Raw genomic sequence first — 19,260 nt, 5'->3', positions numbered from 1 at the left:
ATTCCCGGGGTGATACCCCGATGGGGTATAAGCTGGAGTTCGGCGTGCTGCCGCCGCAGGGCGGGCGAATGAGCAGGGGTGACGGATGACGAACGACCACGGGTACTCGCAGCAGAAGGACAACTACGCCAAGCGGCTGCGACGCATCGAGGGACAGGTGCGGGGCATCGCCCGGATGATCGAGGAAGACAAGTACTGCATCGACGTCCTCACCCAGGTCAGCGCCGTCAACAGCGCCCTGCGTTCGGTCGCCCTGAATTTGCTCGACGAGCACCTGAACCACTGCGTCACCCGCGCCGTCGCCGAGGGCGGCGACGAGGCCGACGAGAAGCTCGCCGAGGCCTCCGCCGCCATCGCGCGCCTGGTCCGTTCCTGACGAGGTGAATTCGTTTCTCATCGGTGACGTAGTTGAGACCCGCGTTTCGGCCCTGATTCAGGGGGAGGCGTAGTTGCGGTCCGTACGGTAAGGCAGTGTGATCGCATTAGGCGCGACAACCCAGGAAGTGGGTAGTCCGGCCGACACAGACGCCATGACTGCCGAGACCAATGCTGCCGCGCGAACGTGGACCCCACGGATCGCGGCTCAGCTCGCTGTGCTGGCGGCCGCCGCCTTCACCTACGTCACCGCTGAGATTTTGCCGGTCGGCGCGCTGCCGGCCATCGCCCGCGACCTGCACGTCAGTTTGTTCGCGGTGGGAACGCTGTTGACCTGGTATGCCTTCGTGGCGGCCCTGACCACGTTTCCGCTGGTGCGCTGGACCGCGCATTGGCCGCGGCGGCGCGCGCTGATGCTCAGCCTGACCTGCCTGACCGCCTCGCAGGTCATCTCGGCACTGGCGCCCAATTTCGCGGTGCTGGCCACCGGGCGGGTGCTCTGCGCGATCACCCACGGCCTGCTGTGGGCGGTCATCGCACCGATCGCGACCCGGATGGTGCCGCCGAGCCATGCCGGGCGTGCCACCATGTCGATCTACGTCGGAACCAGCCTCGCGCTGGTGGTGGGCAGCCCGCTGACCGCCGCCCTCAGCTTGATGTGGGGCTGGCGCCTGGCCGTCGTGTGCGTCACCGTCGCGGCCGCCGTCGTCACCGTCGCGGCCCGGCTGATGCTGCCGGAGATGGTGCTCACCTCCGACCAGCTCGCGCACGTGGGCCCGCGCTCGCGACACCACCGCAACCCCCGCCTGATCATGGTGAGCGTGCTGGCGATGATCGCGGTCACCGGCCACTTCGTGTCGTACACGTTCATCGTCGAGATCATCCGCAACGTGCTCGGTGTGCGCGGACCGAATCTGGCCTGGGTGCTGGCCGCCTACGGACTGGCCGGCCTGCTGTCGTTGCCGCTGGTGGCGCGGCCGCTGGACCATCGGCCCAAGAGCGCCGTCATCCTGTGCGTGACCGGGTTGACGGCGGCCTTCGTGGTGCTGACCGGGCTGGCGCTCGGTGGTCGGACCGGCGTCGCCACCGCGCTGATCGGGACCGCCGCCATCGTGCTGTGGGGGGCGATGGCCACCGCGGTCTCGCCGATGATGCAGTCCGCCGCCATGCGCAACGGGGTCGACGACCCCGACGGGGCGTCGGGCTTCTACGTGACCGCCTTCCAGGTCGGCATCATGGCCGGCTCGCTGGCCGGTGGCCTGTTCTACGAGCGCAGCGTCACGCTGATGCTGACCGCCTCGGCGGCCCTGATGGCCGTCGCGCTGGCCGGCATCGCGGCCAACCGGCGGATGCTGGGGATTGCTCCGACAAGCTCACCCGATTCATAGCCGCCCAGTTCAGCCCAGTAATCACGGCCCTTTCCGGGGCGCGCGCGACCGTCGGTGACGGTAGCTGGCGCGGGCGCTATGCCACACTGTGTCGAGAACACGAGTGGAGGTATGCATATGTCGGGCTGGACGAAGGCCAGGACCAGAAGGGGCCTCTTCGCCGCGCTGAACGCCACCGGCGTGGCGTCTGTCGTGGGCTTGGCGCTGGTGCTGAGTGCGTCTCCCGCCCTGGCGGATCCGGACCCGGCTCCGGCCGACCCGGGCGCGGTCGCGGCTCCGCCCGGACCGCCCGCGCCACCCGATCCGTTCGCGCCGCCGCCTCCGCCGGACCCGCTGGCGGCCCCGCCGCCGCCCAACCCGCTGGCGCCGCCGCCTTGGCTTCCCCCGGCGGCGCAACCCGCCGCGGCCCCGGCCGACGGGCAAAACAACACGCCGTTCACCGGCACGGCGCCGTTCGGGCCGCCATCATTCGTCCCGAAGAGCGGCTCGACCGTCGGAGTGGGCCAGCCGATCATCATCAACTTCCCCGGAACGGTCGAGAACGCCGACGCGGCCATCGGCGCCGTGCACGTCTCGTCGGTCCCGCCGGTACCGGGCAAGTTCTACTGGATGACCCCGACCCAGTTACGTTGGCGGCCAATCAATTTCTGGCCCGCGCACACCGCGGTGACCGTTGACGCCGGTGGCACCGTGTCCACCTTTCAGACCGGGGACACGCTGATCGCCACGGCCGACGACGCGACTCACCAGCTGATCATCTCCCGCAACGGCACCGTGGAGAAGACCTTCCCGATGTCGATGGGCATGACGTCGGGCAATCACCAAACCCCCAACGGCACCTATTACGTGCAGGACAAGAAGGCGTCGGTGGTGATGGACTCCTCGACCTATGGGGTGCCGGTCAACTCGACCTACGGCTACAAAGTGACGGTGGAGGACGCGGTCCGCTTCGACAACGTCGGCGACTACGTGCACAGCGCGCCATGGTCGGTGGACGACCAGGGCAAGCGCGACGTCAGCCACGGCTGCATCAACATCAGCCCCACCAACGCCAAGTGGTTCTTCGACAACTTCGGTCCGGGTGACCCGATCGTGGTGAAGAATTCCAGCGGCGGCAATTACAAGAAGAACGACGGCTCCGCCGACTGGATGAACTAGCCCCGCACCCTTAACGCAGAATCGCCCATTCGTCAGTGGAATTGGGCGATTCTGCGTCTTGCCGTCAGGACGTTGCGGCGCGGGGTTTCGCCGGCCCAGCGAATTATGTATAGCATCATACATAGCTGTCGACCTGAGGAGCGCCGATGCGCAGTCCACGCGAGCGGATGGTCGTTTCTGCCGCGCTGTTGATCAGGGAGCGGGGCGCGCGCGCCACCGCCATCTCGGACGTGCTCGAGCACAGCGGCGCGCCGCGCGGGTCGGCGTATCACTACTTCCCCGGCGGGCGCACGCAGCTGCTCTGCGAGGCCGTGGACTACGCCGGCGACCATGTCGCCGCGCTCATCGCCGGCGCGGACGACGGGCTGCAGCTGATGGACACGTTGATCGACAAGTACCGACGGCAGCTGCTCGACACCGATTTCCGCGCGGGCTGCCCCATTGTGGCGGTCTCCGTCGAAGCCGGCGAGGAGGAGCGGATGGCGCCGGTCGTCGAGCGCGCAGCGGCGGTCTTCGACCGCTGGTCCGACCTGATCACCGCCCGGTTCATCGCCGACGGGATATCGCCGCAGCGGGCGCACGACTTGGCGGTGCTGGCCACCACCGCGCTCGAGGGCGCGATCGTGCTGGCCCGGGTGCGCCGCGACCTCACCCCGCTTGACGTCGTGCACCGCCAGCTACGCGACCTGCTGCTGGCCGAGGCGACCAGAAAGGACGTCCCGAAATGACCGGTGAATGGAAGTCCACGGCCTGCATCCTCTGTGAGTGCAACTGCGGCATCGTCGTCCAAGTCGAGGACCGCCGGCTCGCCCGCATCCGCGGCGACAAGGCGCATCCGGCGTCGCAGGGCTACACCTGCAACAAGGCGTTGCGGCTCAACCACTATCAGAACAGCCGCGCCCGGCTGACCTCTCCACTGCGCCGCCGCGCCGACGGCAGCTACGAGGAGATCGATTGGGACACCGCGATTGTCGAGATCGCCGAGGGGTTCAAGCACATCCGCGACAGCTACGGCGGCGACAAGATCTTCTACTACGGCGGCGGCGGGCAGGGCAACCACCTGGGCGGGGCCTACAGCGGCGCCTTCTTGAAGGCCTTGGGTTCGCGCTACCGCTCGAATGCGCTGGCGCAGGAGAAAACCGGCGAGTCCTGGATCGACGGCCAGTTGTACGGCGGTCACACCCGGGGCGAATTCGAGCACGCCGAGGTGGCGGTGTTCGTCGGGAAGAACCCGTGGATGTCGCAGAGCTTCCCGCGGGCCCGGGTGGTGCTCAACGAGATCGCCAAGGACCCGGCCCGCTCGATGATCGTCATCGACCCCGTCGTCACCGATACCGCCAAGATGTCCGACTTCCACCTGCGGGTGCTGCCCGGCACCGACGCGTGGTGCCTGGCCGCGCTCGCCGCCATCCTCGTCCAGGAAAACCTCTGTGACGAAACGTTTCTCGCCGAACACGTGCGCGGCGCCGATGCCGTGCGGGCCGCGCTGCGCGAGGTGCCGGTGGCCGGCTACGCGCAGCATTGCGGGGTCGACGAGGAATTGCTGCGCGCGGCGGCGCGGCGGATCGGCACCGCGGCCAGCGTGTCGGTGTTCGAAGACCTCGGAGTGCAGCAGGCACCCAACAGCACGCTGTGCTCCTACCTGAACAAATTGCTCTGGGTGTTCACCGGCAACTTCGCGAAAAAGGGTGGCCAGCACCTGCATTCGTCGTTCGCGCCGCTGTTCGGCCAGTTCTCCGGCCGCACGCCGGTGACCGGTGCCCCGATCATCTCCGGACTGGTGCCCAGCAATGTGGTGCCCGAGGAGATCCTCACCGACCACCCGGACCGCTTCCGCGCCATGATCGTGGAAAGCAGCAATCCCGCACACTCGCTGGCGAACTCGGCCGCCTGCCGCGAGGCTTTCCAGGCGTTGGAGCTGATGGTGGTCATCGACGTCGCGATGACCGAGACCGCCAGGCTCGCACACTATGTGCTGCCCGCCGCCTCGCAATTCGAGAAGCCGGAAGCCACCTTCTTCAACCTGGAATTTCCGCACAACACCTTCCAGCTGCGCCGCCCGCTGATGGAGCCCCTGCCGGGAACCCTGCCCGAACCCGAGATCTGGGCGCGGCTGGTGCGGGCGCTCGGCGTGCTGGACGACGCGGATCTGCGGCCATTGCACGACGCCGCACAAAACGGCCGGCAGGCCTACACCGAGGCGTTCCTGTCCGCGGTGGCCACCAATCCGACTGTGGCGCAGCTACTTCCGTACATCCTCTACGAGACGCTCGGACCGACACTGCCGGACGGATTGCGCGGCGCGGCCGCCCTGTGGGGCCTCGCCCAGAAGACCGCCCTGAGCTATCCGGACGCGGTGCGGCGCGCCGGGCATGTCGACGGCAACGCGCTGTTCGACGCGATCCTGGACACCCCGTCGGGGGTGACGTTCACCGTGCACAACTACGAGGACGATTTCGCGTTGATCGGCCACCCCGACCGCAAGATCGCGCTGGAAATCCCCGCCATGCTCGACGAATTGGGGGCGCTGACGCGCACGCCGACCCGGCTCACCACGCCGGATTTCCCGATCGTGCTGTCGGTGGGGGAGCGGCGCGCTTATACCGCCAACGACATCTTCCGCGACCCCACCTGGCGCAAACGCGACGCCGACGGCGCACTGCGGATCAGCGTCGAGGACGCCCAGGCCCTGGGGCTCGTCGACGGATGCCGGGCGCGCATCAGCACCGCGGCCGGCAGCGCCGAGGCCACCGTCGAGATCACCGAGACCATGCTCGCCGGTCATGCGGCCCTGCCCAACGGGTTCGGGCTGGACTACGTCGGCGACGACGGCCGCACCGTCACTCCCGGTGTCGCACCGAACGTGCTCACCTCGACGGAATGGCGCGAGCCCTACGCGGGCACGCCGTGGCACAAGCACGTGCCCGCCCGGATTGAGGCCGCCCAGGTGGCCGGCGGCGTCAGTTCCAAATCTTGACCCGGCGCTGCGGCTCCAAGAACAGCGCGCCCGCATCGGCGCCGTCGAAGGCGTCGTAGAACGCGTCCATGTTGCGCAGCACGCCGTTGCAGCGGAACTCCGGGGGCGAGTGCGGATCCACCGCCAGGCGCCGGATCGCTTCCGCGTCACGGGATTTGGTGCGCCACACCTGGGCCCAGCCGTAGAACACGCGCTGCACGCCGGTGAGGCCGTCGATGACCGGAGCGGGCTGGCCGTTCAGCGACAACTGGTAGGCCAGCAGCGCGATCGACAGGCCACCCAGGTCACCGATGTTCTCCCCGACGGTGAAGGCGCCGTTGACGTGGTGGCCGCTCGATAGGGCCCGCGGCGTGTAGGCATCGTACTGCTCGATGAGAGCCTTTGTGCGGGCGCCGAATTCGTTTCGGTCGGCGTCGGTCCACCAGTCCACCAGGTTGCCGTCGCCGTCGTATTTGGCGCCCTGGTCGTCGAAGCCGTGGCCGATCTCGTGCCCGATCACCGCGCCGATGCCGCCGTAGTTGGCCGCGTCGTCGGCCTCGGCGTCGAAGAACGGCGGCTGCAAAATGGCTGCCGGGAAGACTATTTCGTTCATCCCGGGGTTGTAGTAGGCGTTGACCGTCTGCGGCGTCATGAACCACTCGTCTTTGTCCACCGGCCCGCCGAGCTTGGCCAGCTCGCGGTCGTGGTTGACCGCGTACCCGCGCTGAACGTTGCCGTAGAGGTCGTCGCGGTCGATCACCAGCGCGGAGTAGTCACGCCACTTCGCGGGATAGCCGACCTTGGCGGTGAACTTCTCCAGCTTGGTCAGCGCGCGGTCCCGGGTCTGAGGCGTCATCCAGTCCAGGTCGCTGATGCTCATCCGGTACGCGGCCCGCAGGTTGGCGACCAGCTCGTCGATGCGGGCCTTCGCCCCGGGCGGGAAATGCCGTTGCACATAAAGCTTTCCGACGGCGTCGCCCATCAGGCTCTCGACCAGCGACACCGCGCGCTTCCACCGGTCCCGGATCTGCTCGGCCCCGGTCAGCAGGCGGCCGTAGAAGTCGAAGTCCGCGGATACCAGCTCGTCGGTCAGCCAGGCGGCCCGCGCCCGGATCAACCGCCACCGCGCCCAGCTCTTCCACACCTCCAGGTCTTCGTTGCGCCACAACTCGGCGAAGGTACGCAGGTAATCTGGTTGGCGCACAATCACTTCCGCGAGGGACTCGGGACTGACGCCGAGCGCGGTGGCCCAGCCGGCCCAGTCGAAGCCCACCGATTCCTCGCGAAGCGTGCCGAATGTGCGCAGGTTGTAGGTGAGGTCGGCGTCGCGGCGCTTGACCACATCCCAGTGCGCCTCGGCCAGTTTGGCCTCCAGCGCGACGATGCGGTCGGCGGTCTGGATGTGGTCTTCCGGCCCACCGCCGAACACCAGGCCGTACATCCGGGCGATGTGCGCCGGATAGGCGTCCAGTACCTCGGCGTGCCGTTCCTCGCGGTAGTAGGACTCGTCGGGCAACCCGAGGCCGGACTGGGTGAAGTGCACCAGGTAGCGGGCCGAGTTCTTGGCGTCGGTGTCCACATACGCCCCGACGCCGCCGCCCGCGCCGGTGCGCTGCAGGGCGCCGATGGCCCGGGCCAGCGCGTCGGCATCGGCGGCGTCGTCGATCACGGCCAGCTCGTCGCGCAGCGGCTGCACGCCGCGGCGCTGCACGGTGTCCTCGTCGAGGAAGCTGGCGTAAAGGTCGCCGATGCGCTGCGCGTCGGCGTCCCCGGCGGCCGAACCCTGCTCGCTGGCCTCGACGATCAGATCGCGCACCTGTTCTTCGGCGCGGTCGTACAGCTGCCGGAAGGCTCCGTCGGTCGCCCGGTCCGCCGGGATCTCGTGTTCGGCCAGCCAGCGGCCGTTGACGTGCCCGAACAGGTCGTCTTGGGGGCGGATGCTGTCGTCGACAAAGCTCAGGTCGATGCCCGAGCGGATGGCCGTATTCGTCACCCCGCCATCCTTCCATCTTTCCCGGGTGCGACGATCGGGCCATGTCCGACGGCGAGCGAACCGAGTCCCCAGCCGAAGAAGATTTCGTTGACGAAGAGCCCGACGACGAGCCCGACGACGAGCCCGATGACGACTCGAAAGGCGAGGCGGACGACGTCGGCGAGGACGAAGCCGGAAGCGGCGAAGTCTTCTCCCCCTACGGCATCGCGTCCGCCGTTCTCGGCGTGCTGTCGGTGGCCGCGGTGGTGCTCGGCGGCATGCTCTGGTCCGACCACCGCGACCAGGTCGCCGAGCGCGGGTACCTGAGCCGCGCCATGCAGACCGCCGCGGAGTGGGCGAACGTGTTGATCAACATGAACAGCAGCAACGTGGCCGCCAGCCTGCAGCGGCTGCACGACGGGACGGTCGGAGAGCTCAACACCGACTTCGACGCCGCCGTGCAGCCGTACAAGGCGGTCGTCGAGAAGCTGCAGTCCAAGAGCGCGGGGCGGATCGACGCGGTGGCGATCGAGACCGTGCACCACGACCTGGACACCCAGCCCGGCGTCGCTCGGCCGGTGGTCACCACCAAGCTGCCGCCGTTCGCGAGCCGGACCGACTCGGTGCTGCTGATCGCGACGTCGGTCAGCGAAAATGTCGGCGCCAAGCCGCAAACCGTGCACTGGAGCCTGCGGCTGGACGTCTCCGACGTGGACGGCAAGCAGATGATCTCCGGATTGGCTTCGATCAGATGAGGATCCGATGAGAAACATCTGGCGGCTGTTCGCCTTCGACATCCTGGCCCCGCTGGCCGCGATCGCGGCCCTGCTGGCCATTGGGCTGGTGCTCGGCTGGCCGCTGTGGTGGATGTCGGCGTGCTCGGTGCTGATCCTGCTGATCGTCGAGGGTGTGCTGATCAATTTCTGGCTGCTGCGCCGCGATTCGGTCAGCCTCGGCACCGACGACGACGCGCCCGGGCTGCGGTTGGCCGTCGTCCTGCTGTGCACGGCGGCCCTGGCGGCGGCCGTCGCGACCGGCTACACGCACTGGACGAAGGCGGACACCGATTTCACCAACGACTCCCGCCAGGTCGTGCAGATCGCCACCGGCATGGCGGAGGCGATGGCGTCGTTCAGCCCCACCGCCCCGACCGGCTCCATCGACCGGGCCACGGCGATGATCGTCCCGGAGCATGCGGCCGCGTTCAAGGAGCAATACGCGAAGTCCAGCGCCGAGTTGGCCCAGCACAACGTCACCGCGCAGGCCGCCACGGTGTCGGCCGGGGTCGAGGCCCTCGGCCCGTCGGCGGCCAGTGTGGCGGTGGTCCTGCGGGTGACTCAGAACGCGCCGGGGCAGCCGCCCAGTCAGGCGGCGCCGGCGCTGCGGGTGACGCTGACCAAGCGGGGCAGCGACTGGCTGGTCGCCGATGTGCTGCCGGTCAGATAGCCGATCAGTTGGCTTCGGCTGACCGGGCGGACTTCACCTTGACGAACCGATCCGACAACCGCCGGATCCGGATCATCAGCGCGGCCGTCGGGCTGGTGCTGCCGTCGAGGTAGCCGTCCAGTTCCTCGGCCGAGACCCCGATGCGGGACGCGAATTCCTGCGGGGCAAGGCCCGAGCGGTCGATCAGGAGCCGCACGTGGCGGGCCACCTCGGCGCGTTCGTTGGCCTCCAGATGGGTGCGGGCCCGCTCGAGCACCTCCCACAGCGCCTTGGCGATGCCGTACGGACGGGTGCCTTCGAGGACCTCTTCGACCTGGCGGGCGGTCCGCCCGTAAGGGTCGCGCTTGAGCGCGCCGGCGATGCGCTTCCAGGTCGCGATGTCACCACCCTGCAGGGCGGAACGGATGGCGGCGGTCGGCCAGAACTCCACGGGCTGGTCGGGGTCCTGGAAGGGGCCGGACGGCCCCCCGGACGGCCCCCCGGACGGCCCATTGCCGCGCTGGCGTTGTTCGGGGCCCGGCCGGTGGGGCGGCGGTGCGGGGCGTCGGTCGGGTGCCAACGTCACCTCGCCTCCTCCAGCATCGCCACGGCCACTGACAGGCAGCGCTGCCGGATGGCCTCCCAGTCCGAGGTGGCGTCGGCTTCCGATCCCTGGTCTTCCGGGTGGTCGCACGGGTTGGGATCTGCGAGTCGACGGACCAACTGGGTGGCAATCCACTGCCGCCTGGATGATTTACAACAGTAATACCTGTCCATTCCGGCCAGCACCACCGCGGCGGTCTCGGGCTCCAACGATTCGACCATGTCTGCAAAGTCGGCATAATCGCGCCGACTGTTACGGCACATGATCAGGTAGCCCTTGAGCCGCAGTGTCTCCGCCCCGGTCGGGACCAGCAGCCGGTCGCCGGTGGGCAGCTGCACGTTGGTGGTCTCCACCGGGCTGCGCCGTTCGTATTTCGGTCCGTCGCCGACGGTGTCGGTGTCGCTTTCCAGCGCGTCGATCGCGACCGACAGGCGCCCGCGCCACAGGGTCACCGGATGAACGGGCCGGTCCGCCCCGGCGATGGCTTTGGCGATGCCGTTGCGTGAGGTCAGTCCGGCGACCCGCCTCTTGGCGGCCGGGGAGCCGTTGGTGTGGCCGTTGGGGCCGGGCTTCTTGTCGGCCGGGCCCGCGCCGACGCCGACCTTCTCCTCGCCGAGGGCGACCTGGTGGGGGATCTGCCCGGGTCCCAGGCCCCTGGTCTGGTCGTCGTCGGGGTCCGACGCCGCCTGGCCGGCGTTGCGGCCGCAGCCGGTGAAGGCGAGCGGATCGGTCACGCAAATCGCGTCGGGCGCCAGATGCTTGAGCTTCGCGGACGACTTGAGCACCATCCGCAGGTCGGCGTTGGGCGCGACCAGCGCCGAGATGTCGTCGGGGATGACGACGACGTCGCCGAGGTCGACCTCCGGCAGCGGCCGGTCGAAGTCGACCGACGGCAGCACCCGGGACAGCCACGGCGGCAGCCACCAGTTCCACTGGGCGAACATCGCCATCAGCGCCGGCACCATCACCAGCCGCACCACGGTGGCGTCCACCGCGATCGCGACGGCACAGGCCACGCCGATCTCGGCGACCAGCGGCATGCCGGCGAACGCGAAGCCGACGAACACTGCGATCATGATCAGCGCGGCGCTGGTGATGGTGCGGGCGCTGGTGCTGACGCCGTAGGCCACCGCGTCGCGGGTGTTACCGGAGTGCAGGAAGCGCTCCCGGATCCGGGTGAGCAGGAAGATCTCGTAGTCCATCGACAGCCCGAAGGTCATCGCGAGCACCAGCGGCGGGACGGTGCTGTCGATCGAGCTGATCTGGGCGAAGCCGAGGTCCTTCAGCCAGCCCCACTGGAACACCATCACCAGGCTGCCGTAGGCGGCGGCCACCGACAGCAGGGTCATCAGGACGCCCTTGAGCGCCAAGAAGACCGAGTGGACCGAGACCAGCAGCATCACGAACGCGATCAGCGCGACGATGGCCAGCACCAGCGGTTCGGTCTTGGACACCTGGTCGTCGAAGTCTTTGATCAGCGCCGTCGGGCCGCCGACGTCGACGCGGGCGGTTCCGGCCTCGGGGACCTTGGGCAGCTGCGCGCGCATCCAGCCGACGGTGTCGCGGGCTTTCATGTCCTCGGGATCCACCGACAGCACCGCGGATAGCAGCGCGCTGCCGTTGTCCTCGGCGAATTGGGGTGGCGACACCGACACGATGTTGGGCGCCTGCGACATCCGCTGGCGGATCGCGCCGACGGTGTGGCTGTGTTCGGGCGAGGCCGCGCCGCCGTCGGGGAAGTTGATCAGCACCCGGATCGGGCCCAGCGCGCCGGGACCGAGGGCCTGGGCCGCGGCGCCCACGCCGGCGCGGATTTCGTGCGCCGAATCGAACTGCCGCAGCAGGCTGTTGCCCAGCACCATCGATGCGGCCGGCGCAGCCATCACGAGCAGCACCAGCGATGCCGCCAGCGCAGACATCCACGGCCGGCGCATCACCCAGCCGATCCAGCGATTCCAGAACCGGGATTGGGTGCTCTCGGGACGCCGCGACCAGTGCAGGAAGCGCGACCGCTTGGCGGCCGCACGCCCGAACGTCGCCAGCGCCGCCGGCGTCAGGGTCGTCGAGGTCAACATGGCCACCGCGACGGCCAGGATGGCACCGGTGGCCATCGATTTCAGCGCCGGGGTGTTGATGACGTAGATCCCGGTGAGGGAGGCGATGACCGTCATCCCGGACAGCACCACGGCCAGCCCGGAGGTCGCCATCGCGGCGTCGACGGCTTCGCGGGGCTGGCGTCCGGTCCGCAGTTCCTCCCGGAACCGCATCAAGATGAAGAGCGAATAGTCGACCGCGAGCGCGATCCCGAACATGGAGACCGTCGAGGTCACGAACACCGACATGGTGGTGTAGGCCGACAGCAGATAAACCAGGCCCATGGTGACCACGACCGTGCAGATGCCCAGCGCAAGCGGGATGGCCGCGGCGGCCAGCGAGCCGAACACCGCGAGCAGCACGATCAGAATGACGGGCAGGTTCCACTTTTCGGCGGCCGCGATGTCGTGCTTGGTGTTGGCCGCTGCGGCGGCGGACAGCGCGCCCTGCCCGATGACGTAGAGCCGCACCCGCCCGTTCGCGGTCTGGCCGGGTTGGTCGCCCTTGATGCCGACCTTGGTGCGAAGTTGCTTGGCGACGTCGCTCGTGTTGCGGGAATCCAGCCGCACCGACAGCACGTAGGGCCGGTCGGGCTGGGGCGGGCGCTGGGTGGGGTTGGGGATCTCGGTGGTGCCGGGGATGCCGGTGGCGATCTGTCGCAGCTGCGCGACGGCGTCGTTCATGTCCTGGTAGCTGGCGTCGGGGCGGGGCGCGGCCACCAGCGCCAGCGACGATCCACCCTGGTCGTGGTAGAGCTCCTCGAGTTGGTCGTGAACCGCCAGGGACTGCGAACCGGCCACGTCGAACCCACCGCCGGTGAGGTTGCCCGATTGCGTCAGCGCCAGGTAGACCGCCGGAACCAATGCCAGCAACCAGCCCGTGAAGACCAACCAGCGGTACTTACGCAGGCTGCGGCTGAGGCGCATCATTAACTGCTGGATTTTGTCGCTCCCCGGTTCTCGCGTAACGCGTGCTGGCGACGATACCGCAGCAGTCTGTGGATTATGTCGGCTTGATGGTTCCTGAGCTGCGACGACGGCGTTGTTGCCAAGACGCTGCCAAGACGTTGTGAACCGGTGACGAACCGGGATTTCGGTCACATCCCAGCCCCGGGCTCCGTTCGGACTGGCAGCGGTGATATCGGCGATGGCAGGATGTCGAATGGCCCGCGCGGCCCCCGGGGATTCGGGGGATGGCTGCGCTTGATGCGGCTGTCTTTTGTAGCCGTTTGCGAGGCGCCGATCTCGGTGGTCCGCCGCAAACTCGAAGGAGTTGTCCATGACGAAAGCCACCACTGGACGGGGCCGCAAGGTCTTCGCCGGCCTGATCGCCGCCACGGTGCCCGGTGCAGCCGTCGCCGTCCTGGCCGGCGCCCCGGCGACCGGGGCCAACGACCCGTGCGCGGCCAGCGAGGTCGCCCGGACGATCGGCTCGGTCTCCAAGTCGATGGGCGACTACCTGGATTCGCATCCTGAGACCAACCAGACGATGACCTCGATGCTGCAACAGCAGGCGGGGCCGCAGTCGGTGAACGGGCTGAAGTCCTACTTCGAGGCCAACCCCAAGGTCGCCGGTGACATGACGTCGATTGCCCAGCCGCTGACCAACCTGTCGCTGCAGTGCAAGCTGCCGATCTCCATCCCCCAGGCGATGGGCATGATGCAGCAGGCGCAGGGCGCGGCCGGTGGCCTTCCCGCGCTGCCCGGTAACCCCGTGGGTGCCTCGCCGTTGGGCGGGACCACCGGTGGCGGACCGGCCGCGGCGCCGCAGCCGGCTCCGCCCGCGGCGACCAACCCACTGCCGGGTCCGCCGCGCGGCAACACCGTCGGCTAGAGCTGGCCGTCTTTCTCCGGATTCCGATCGGCCGGATCCCGGTCGGGCGGCACCGGCCCCTGCAGGGCGGTCTCGGTCGGGTCGGCCGGCGGGTCACCCTGCAGCGGCACGATCGGTAGCGGACCCGTGATCGGGTCCTCGTCGGCGTCGGTGACGTTCTCGGTGCGGAACACGAAGAAGAACACCACCCAGCCGATCGCGGAGATGACCAGCCAGCTGATCAGCCGGTAGATCAGCATCGCCGAGATCGCGTTGGGCAGCGACATCCCGCTGGACACCAGGCCGGGCACCAACACGGCCTCGACGATCAACAGGCCTCCGGGCATCAGCGGGATCGTGCCGACCGCGCGGGCGGCCGCGTAGGCCACCGTCAATCCGGCCACCGAGGCGTGGTCCCCGGCGGCGTACGCGGCGAAGCCCAGGCAGGCGACATCGGCGACCCAGTTGAACATCGACCAGCCGAACGCCACGCTCAGGTCGCGGCGGCCCAGGCTCACCGACTCTAGCTGCATCAGCGTCTCGCGCCACTTGTCCAGACCGGTCTCGGCCGGCCGGCCGCGAATCGAGTTGACCCACGCCAGCACTCGGCAGCCGATGCCGTCGATCAGTTCGGGTCGCGACGCGACGGCCTGGGCCAGCAGCAGCAGCGCGACAAAGCCGCCGAGGGTGAACAGCAGCGAGAACGGATTGTTTTTGGCGCCCAACAGGAACGCGCCGCCCAGGCCGAGCAAAGCCAACCCGACCGCCTGCAGCACGCCCGACATCACCAACTGCCACGACGCCACCACCGTCGACGCTCCCCAGAGCCGCTGCTGACGGAACAGGAAGGTCGCCGACAGCACCGGCCCACCGGGCAGCGTGGTGCTCAGCGAATTGGCGGCATAGAACGCGGCCTCGGAGCGCAACTGCTTGACGTGTACGCCGGCCGATCTGAGCAACGTGCGTTGGATCTGGGCAAAGCTGTGCATCGACGCGGCCGCCGCCGCCGTCGATGCGAGCAACCACCACCAGTTCGCCTCATACAGGCTCATCCAGGCTTTGGCCAGCTGATCCCAGCCCAGCGAAACCTCGACGGCAAGCACGATGGCTACCGCGCCGAGGATCACCCAGCGCACCCACCAGTACTTCCCACGGGAGGTTTCCCCGAGTGGGAAGTCGAGATTGCGGGCGGGTGCGTCGTGCGGCACGTGATTTAGGGTAACGGTGCAGGTGGCGCCGTGATCGCTGCGCATCGCCCACCGTGTCGGCGTCGTAACCGGATCGTGCCGGCGGCGATGGTTCCGGACGACGCGCGGACGCCCGCGGAGACGTTTGGCGGTGCGCCGCGGCGGATAGGCTGGCCAAATGTCAGCAAACCTCGACGACGCCTCGGTCGAACCCCTTGTCCGCAAGACCGCAGCCTGGGCGTGGCGTTTGCTGGTCATCCTTGTCGCCGTGCTCGCGCTGTTATGGGTGGTGCAGAAACTCGAAGTCATCGTCGTTTCGGTGCTGGTGGCGCTGCTGTTGAGCGCGTTGCTGGTGCCGGTGGTCGATTGGCTGGACAAGCGGGGCCTGCCCCGCGGCGGCGCGGTGGCGTTGGTGTTGCTGGGTGGCTTCGGGATCCTGGGGGGCATCCTGGCGTTTGTCATCCTGCAGTTCATCGACGGCTTGCCCGGCCTGACCGAGCAGGTGACGCATAGCATCGAATCGACCCGCCGCTGGCTGATCCACGGGCCGGCGCATCTGCGCAACGAACAGATCGACAGCGCGGGCAACGCCGCCATCGAGGCGCTGCATAACAATCAGGCGAAGCTGACCAGCGGCGCGCTCTCCACCGCGGCCACCGTCACGGAGCTGGTCACGGCGGCGGTGCTGGTGCTGTTCACGCTGATCTTTTTTCTCTACGGCGGGCGCAACATCTGGCAATACGTCGTGCGGATCATCCCGTCGCACGTGCGTCAACGGGTGCACGAAGCCGGCAACGCCGGATACGGATCGCTGATCGGGTACGTGCGGGCCACCTTCCTGGTGGCCCTGACCGACGCGGCAGGGGTTGGCGCCGGTTTGGCGATCATGGGTATCCCGCTCGCGCTGCCGCTGGCATCGCTGGTGTTCCTGGGGGCGTTCATCCCGCTGGTCGGTGCCCTGATCTCGGGACTGGTGGCCGTCGTGGTCGCGCTGCTGGCCAAGGGCGTGGTGTACGCGCTGATCACACTGGGCGTGCTGATCGCGGTCAACCAGATCGAGGCGCACCTGCTGCAACCGCTGGTGATGGGCCGCGCGGTCTCGATTCACCCGCTCGGGGTGGTGCTCGCCATCTCCACCGGCGGCGTGCTGGCCGGGATCGTCGGTGCCTTGCTGGCGGTCCCGACGGTGGCCTTCCTCAACAACGCGATCCAGGTGCTGCTGGCGCCGGACCCGTCGGCCGAAGCCGAGAAGCAGACCGAGGAGGCGGACGAGAAGAACACGATCCTGCAGGCCGAACCCGATAAACCCAAGAGCGAATCCCGCTGAGGCTTAACGGTTTCCGGGCCTAGGCAGCGCCGCGGCGGCTGTCTAAAGCCGTCCCTCGCGACGCAGCAGATCCTGAGCGGACAGCCCGCCGCCGGAGCGGCGGCGTTGCCGCGCCGGGTCGCCGTTCTCGCCCTGCCCGCGCGCGTTCACCTGCTCGGTGGCCACGTTGGGGTCGGTGCCTTCCGATCGCATGATCGGCAGGGCGGTGGTGGGTTCGGCGGCGTCGTTGTCGTCGGAACGGTGGCCGGGAACCGGGATGGCCCGCGTCTGATCACCGGACGGCGGTGCCGCCGGGCCGGGCGCGGCGGGCCGCTGGGGCGGCTGCGGAGCCTGCTGAGCAGAATTGGTGTCCGGGCCCAGGTCGGCCGGCCGGTCACGGCCGGGCGCTCCCTGGGCGGGGAGGCGGGTCGTCTTGGCTTCGGTCGGCTGGCCTGGACGGGCCGGGATCCGCGTGGTGCCCGCACCGTCGTTCGGCCGCCCCTTCCCGCTCGGGGACGGTTCGTGCGCGGGCCGCGGATCCGCTGGACCCGGGCGCGCCGGCCGTGACGGCTCCAGCGCGCCGGGATGGGTGGGGTCGTGCGGTGGCCGCGGTGCCGCGGCGACCAGGCTGGCCGCCACGGGTGGCCGCGCCGGCCGACCGTTGAGCGTGGGCCGCTTGCGCTCGTCGGGCAGGTCGATCTCACCCAGCCCGATCTTGTTCTGCAGGCGCCGGGCCCAGCGCGGAGCCCACCAGCAGTCGTCGCCGAGCAGTTTCATCACCGACGGCACCAGGAACATCCGGACGACGGTGGCGTCGAGCAGCAGCGCTGCCATCAGACCGAACGCCAGATACTTCATCAACACCAGGTCGGAGAACACGAACGAACCCGCGACCACGGCCAGCACCAGCGCGGCGGCCGTGATCAGCCGCCCGGTGGTCGCCGTGCCGATCCGGATGGCCTCGGCCGTCGACATGCCGCGTTCGCGCGCCTCGACCATGCGCGATACCAGGAACACCTCGTAGTCGGTGGCCAGACCGAAACCGACGGCGACGACCAGCGCGATCACCACCACCATCAGCGGGGTCGGCGTGAAATTCAGCACGCCCGACAAGTGCCCGTCGACGAAGATCCACGTCAAGATGCCCATCGTCGAGCCCAGCGTCAGCGCGCTCATCAGAACGGCCTTGATCGGCAACACCACCGATCCGAACGCCAGGAACATCAACAGCATGGTGGCGCTGAGCAACAGGACCAGCATCAGCGGAGCCTTGTCGAACAGGCTGTGGATGCTGTCCTGCTCCAGGGCCGGTGTACCGCCGACGTAGAGGTTGAGCCCCTTCGGGGGGTTCACCGCCCGCAGTTCGCTGATCTTTTTGGCGGCGTCGTTCTTGTTGACCAAGCCGTTCTGGATCACCCGCACCGAGCCGTCCTTGGGCACCGTCGTCCCGTTCGGGCCGGCGACGCAGGGGTTGCCGGCGATCGTCGGGCAGGCTCGTTCCTCCCACTGCTTGTCGGTGAACCCGCCGATCGAGGAGATCCTGTTGCGGATATCGGCGACCTGCTGGTCGGTGACCTTGCTGTGGTTGGAGCTTTGGATCACCAGCGTGAGCTGCTCGGTCCGGTAGCCGGGGAAGAGCTTGTCGAAGTGCTCCTGGGCCATGCGAACCGGGTTGTCCGGTGGCAGGTATTTCTCGCTCATGCCGCCGAACGACAGGTTGCCCAGCGGGATGACCAGCAGGATCATGCCGACGGCGATGGGGATGGCGAAGGCCAACGGCCGCTTCATCACCCGGTTGACGAGCTTGCCCCAGAAGCCGGCTTCGACCTCTTCACGGGTCTTGGTCTTCTGCAGCCGGTCGGCGAGCCAGTTCAGGTAGGCCCGCGAGTACTTCCAATTCCGCAGGAACGGCACCCGGAAGGCGGTCCGCACGCCCAGCGCGTCGACGTGGCGGCCGAGGATGCCCAGGCAGGCCGGCAGGAAGGTGATCGACAGCAGCGCCGCCAGGCCCACCGCGGCGAAGATCGCGTAGGTCAGCGAGTGCACGAATCCCTGCGGCAATACCAGCAGGCTGGCGCTCGATGCGATGATCAGGACCGCGGAAAACGCCACGGTCCGCCCGGCCGTCATCACGGTTCTTCGCACCGCCGCCTCGGTGTCGTAGCCCTCGGCTATCTCCTCCCGGAACCGGCTCACCACGAAAAGCCCGTAATCGATGGCGATACCCAGACCGATCAGCGACACCACCGGCTGGGCGAAGAAGTGCACCGGCCCGAACACGGCGACCAGCCGCAGGATGCCCAGCGAGCCCGCGATGCTCAGGCCGCCCACGATGGCCGGCAGGCCGGCCGCGACCGCGCCCCCGAACACCAGGAACAGCACCACCGCCACCAGCGGCACCGCCAGCACCTCCATGCGGCGCTGGTCGGTGGCGATGGTGCCGGTCAGCGCGTTGGCGATCGGCTCGAGGCCGGCCAACTGCACGGTGCCGCCGTCGAGCTTCTGCAGCTCCGGCTGGATGGCCTTGTAGTTGTTGAGGATGCTGTCGTCGTCGTTGCCCTTCAGCGGGATGCTGACAAAGGTGTGCTTCTTGTCGTCGCTGACCATTCCCTTGATGACCGGGTTGGTGCTTTCCGGCGCCGCCAGCCAGCCGGCCCAGCCGACGACCTGGTCGGGATGATCGGTCTTGAACTTGTTGAGCTCGGCGACGATTTTGTCCCGCCAGGCCGAGTCGTCGACCGTTTTGCCGCTGGGCGCGGTGAAGGTGGCCACCACGTGGCTGGTGCGGTCGCGGCCGTAGGTCTGGTCGCCCAGCACCGACGCCTTGACGGATTGGCTGGCGTCGTCGTAGAAGCCGCTCTGTGTAACATGCTTGCCCAGGCTGACTCCGAAGACGCCGCCGAGCAGACACAGAGCTACCGTGACCCCGATCACGATGTACCGATACCGGTACACAGTTCGACCCCACCAGGCGAACACGCAA

14 protein-coding genes are annotated in these 19,260 nt (G+C 68.6%); 9 read left to right on the top strand and 5 right to left on the bottom strand.

The window, feature by feature from the left end:
* Positions 1-85: 85 nt before the first annotated feature.
* The 5 genes from ricR to G6N50_RS18240 all read left to right on the top strand — a co-directional run bounded on the left by ricR (position 86) and on the right by G6N50_RS18240 (position 5,898).
* Positions 86-376, top strand: a complete 291-nt coding sequence (gene ricR / locus G6N50_RS18260; protein WP_065028872.1) for a copper-sensing transcriptional repressor RicR — start codon at positions 86-88, stop codon at positions 374-376.
* Positions 377-530: 154 nt separating this feature from the next.
* Positions 531-1,763, top strand: a complete 1,233-nt coding sequence (locus G6N50_RS18255; protein WP_083097647.1) for an MFS transporter — start codon at positions 531-533, stop codon at positions 1,761-1,763.
* Positions 1,764-1,880: 117 nt separating this feature from the next.
* A complete protein-coding gene (locus G6N50_RS18250; protein WP_083097649.1) occupies positions 1,881-2,921 on the top strand; it encodes a L,D-transpeptidase in 1,041 nt (346 codons plus the stop codon).
* A gap of 146 nt (positions 2,922-3,067) precedes the next feature.
* Positions 3,068-3,649, top strand: a complete 582-nt coding sequence (locus G6N50_RS18245) for a TetR/AcrR family transcriptional regulator (protein WP_083097651.1) — start codon at positions 3,068-3,070, stop codon at positions 3,647-3,649.
* Positions 3,646-5,898 (top strand): molybdopterin oxidoreductase family protein, encoded by a 2,253-nt coding sequence (locus tag G6N50_RS18240; RefSeq protein WP_083097654.1) that lies wholly within the window; start codon positions 3,646-3,648, stop codon positions 5,896-5,898. The genes G6N50_RS18245 and G6N50_RS18240 overlap by 4 nt, the downstream gene beginning before the upstream one ends.
* On the opposite strand, the gene G6N50_RS18235 is transcribed toward G6N50_RS18240, so the two are convergent.
* Complete coding sequence (locus G6N50_RS18235) at positions 5,882-7,870, bottom strand: M13 family metallopeptidase (protein ID WP_083097656.1); 1,989 nt, start codon at positions 7,868-7,870, stop codon at positions 5,882-5,884. The genes G6N50_RS18240 and G6N50_RS18235 overlap by 17 nt on opposite strands.
* 41 nt (positions 7,871-7,911) lie before the next feature.
* Here G6N50_RS18235 and G6N50_RS18230 point away from each other — a divergent pair, with 41 nt between their 5' ends.
* Together G6N50_RS18230 and G6N50_RS18225 are read left to right on the top strand one after the other, a co-directional pair.
* A complete protein-coding gene (locus G6N50_RS18230) occupies positions 7,912-8,604 on the top strand; it encodes a hypothetical protein (RefSeq protein ID WP_083097658.1) in 693 nt (230 codons plus the stop codon).
* A 7-nt stretch (positions 8,605-8,611) separates the two neighbouring features.
* Positions 8,612-9,295, top strand: coding sequence for a hypothetical protein (locus G6N50_RS18225; RefSeq protein ID WP_083097660.1), 684 nt, complete (start codon positions 8,612-8,614; stop codon positions 9,293-9,295).
* Between the two features lie 4 nt (positions 9,296-9,299).
* Here G6N50_RS18225 and G6N50_RS18220 read toward each other — a convergent pair whose 3' ends face one another.
* Positions 9,300-9,860, bottom strand: coding sequence for a transcriptional regulator (locus G6N50_RS18220; RefSeq protein WP_083097662.1), 561 nt, complete (start codon positions 9,858-9,860; stop codon positions 9,300-9,302).
* A complete protein-coding gene (locus tag G6N50_RS18215) occupies positions 9,857-12,901 on the bottom strand; it encodes an MMPL family transporter (RefSeq protein WP_163650865.1) in 3,045 nt (1,014 codons plus the stop codon). Before G6N50_RS18215 ends, G6N50_RS18220 begins: the two co-directional genes overlap by 4 nt.
* Before the next feature lie 349 nt (positions 12,902-13,250).
* On the opposite strand from G6N50_RS18215, the gene G6N50_RS18210 reads away from it, so the two are divergent.
* The gene (locus G6N50_RS18210; RefSeq protein WP_083097666.1) at positions 13,251-13,805 is read left to right on the top strand and encodes a hemophore; all 555 of its coding nucleotides are present in this window, start codon (positions 13,251-13,253) and stop codon (positions 13,803-13,805) included.
* Here the strand turns inward: G6N50_RS18210 and G6N50_RS18205 are convergent.
* Positions 13,802-14,992, bottom strand: a complete 1,191-nt coding sequence (locus tag G6N50_RS18205) for a lysylphosphatidylglycerol synthase transmembrane domain-containing protein (protein ID WP_083097720.1) — start codon at positions 14,990-14,992, stop codon at positions 13,802-13,804. The two genes, G6N50_RS18210 and G6N50_RS18205, sit on opposite strands and share 4 nt — an antisense overlap.
* 157 nt (positions 14,993-15,149) lie before the next feature.
* On the opposite strand from G6N50_RS18205, the gene G6N50_RS18200 reads away from it, so the two are divergent.
* Positions 15,150-16,298 carry an AI-2E family transporter gene (locus G6N50_RS18200; protein WP_083097668.1) on the top strand — a complete coding sequence of 383 codons (1,149 nt, stop codon included), beginning with the start codon at positions 15,150-15,152 and terminating at the stop codon, positions 16,296-16,298.
* A gap of 42 nt (positions 16,299-16,340) precedes the next feature.
* Here G6N50_RS18200 and G6N50_RS18195 read toward each other — a convergent pair whose 3' ends face one another.
* The gene (locus G6N50_RS18195) at positions 16,341-19,256 is read right to left on the bottom strand and encodes an MMPL family transporter (protein WP_083097670.1); all 2,916 of its coding nucleotides are present in this window, start codon (positions 19,254-19,256) and stop codon (positions 16,341-16,343) included.
* Positions 19,257-19,260 lie beyond the last annotated feature (4 nt).

The organism is Mycobacterium mantenii, from assembly GCF_010731775.1.
Taxonomy (GTDB): Bacteria; Actinomycetota; Actinomycetes; order Mycobacteriales; family Mycobacteriaceae; genus Mycobacterium; species Mycobacterium mantenii.
This window is presented reverse-complemented; position numbering and strand designations above follow the sequence as displayed.

What these genes read in the sequence shown, in the direction of transcription:
- ricR (WP_065028872.1), top strand. Translation starts at nt 86, where the DNA reads ATGACGAACGACCACGGGTACTCGCAGCAGAAGGACAACTACGCCAAG.
- G6N50_RS18255 (WP_083097647.1), top strand. Translation starts at nt 531, where the DNA reads ATGACTGCCGAGACCAATGCTGCCGCGCGAACGTGGACCCCACGGATC.
- G6N50_RS18250 (WP_083097649.1), top strand. Translation starts at nt 1,881, where the DNA reads ATGTCGGGCTGGACGAAGGCCAGGACCAGAAGGGGCCTCTTCGCCGCG.
- G6N50_RS18245 (WP_083097651.1), top strand. Translation starts at nt 3,068, where the DNA reads ATGCGCAGTCCACGCGAGCGGATGGTCGTTTCTGCCGCGCTGTTGATC.
- G6N50_RS18240 (WP_083097654.1), top strand. Translation starts at nt 3,646, where the DNA reads ATGACCGGTGAATGGAAGTCCACGGCCTGCATCCTCTGTGAGTGCAAC.
- G6N50_RS18230 (WP_083097658.1), top strand. Translation starts at nt 7,912, where the DNA reads ATGTCCGACGGCGAGCGAACCGAGTCCCCAGCCGAAGAAGATTTCGTT.
- G6N50_RS18225 (WP_083097660.1), top strand. Translation starts at nt 8,612, where the DNA reads ATGAGAAACATCTGGCGGCTGTTCGCCTTCGACATCCTGGCCCCGCTG.
- G6N50_RS18215 (WP_163650865.1), bottom strand. Translation starts at nt 12,901, where the DNA reads ATGATGCGCCTCAGCCGCAGCCTGCGTAAGTACCGCTGGTTGGTCTTC.
- G6N50_RS18210 (WP_083097666.1), top strand. Translation starts at nt 13,251, where the DNA reads ATGACGAAAGCCACCACTGGACGGGGCCGCAAGGTCTTCGCCGGCCTG.
- G6N50_RS18200 (WP_083097668.1), top strand. Translation starts at nt 15,150, where the DNA reads ATGTCAGCAAACCTCGACGACGCCTCGGTCGAACCCCTTGTCCGCAAG.